Origin of the sequence: Halorubrum saccharovorum DSM 1137, from assembly GCF_000337915.1 — an archaeon.
Classification (GTDB): Archaea; Halobacteriota; Halobacteria; order Halobacteriales; family Haloferacaceae; genus Halorubrum; species Halorubrum saccharovorum.
In genome coordinates, this window is record NZ_AOJE01000041.1 from 1 (window position 1) to 926 (window position 926).

Genomic DNA, 926 nt, shown 5'->3' on the forward strand with positions numbered 1-926 from the left:
TTCGAACACCGCTGGCTCGTGTACGCGGGACTCACCTGCTCGACCTCGATACCGAGCATTTCGGCTTTGTATTCGACGTACTCGTACAAGCGGCGGAACGCCCACGCGTGGAATCGCTTCGCACCAGCCATTCGCTCGCGAATATCTGTCAAATTCTCGAACGCGACGTGCGTACATCCGTGATCGCGAGCTTCGTCGAGAATCTGGTTCGAAGCACGATGGAGTTCGTCCTGTATCCAGCGGTGTTCGCGATCGTCCATCGACTGGATCGACAGGTGTGCCGACCGCGTGCCCGCCTGTTGCATCGACCCGCGGGTCTTCTCGAACTCCCGGCGTCGATGGTTCATCTCGTCGGCATTCCCGATGAACGCACCTGTCGACGTCACGGCGAGCGAGCCGTCCACGTTCAGATCGACGCCAAGGACTGTTCTGTGCGTGGCATCGGAAGAAGCAACTGTGGANGACGTCACGGCGAGCGAGCCGTCCACGTTCAGATCGACGCCAAGGACTGTTCTGTGCGTGGCATCGGAAGAAGCAACTGTGGACTGCTCCTGCTCCTCCGTCGTGCGGCGCATCCGTGCGTGGAGGTAGAACGCTTCGGTCGAACGGTCGTACTGGAGCGTGGACATCCGGAACTCGTAGTCCTCGTTCAGCAGGTACTCACCAATCGGTGTTCCCGTGGGATCGTCGGGAATCACGTACTCACACTCGACGCGCCCGTTTACCGTTGAAAGGGACACGTGGTCGCGGTGGAACGTCGCGCTGCGCTTGTCGTAGACGACGCTCCACGCGTCGAAGTGCGGTTGACTAGTGGTCTCGCCCTTTTTGAGTCGAGCAACACCGCTTTTCGTGGCCTCGATGGCGCGTCGAATCCCTTTCTGAACGAGATTCGCCGTCAACTCCGTCTCATCTCGGAGTTGTTCGTA

At 59.6% G+C, this 926-nt stretch carries 1 protein-coding gene; it reads right to left on the reverse strand.

Annotation, left to right across the window (positions count from 1 at the left end):
- On the reverse strand, window positions 1-926 hold a 926-nt coding region (locus C471_RS08630), incomplete at both ends, for an RNA-guided endonuclease InsQ/TnpB family protein (RefSeq protein ID WP_004048256.1).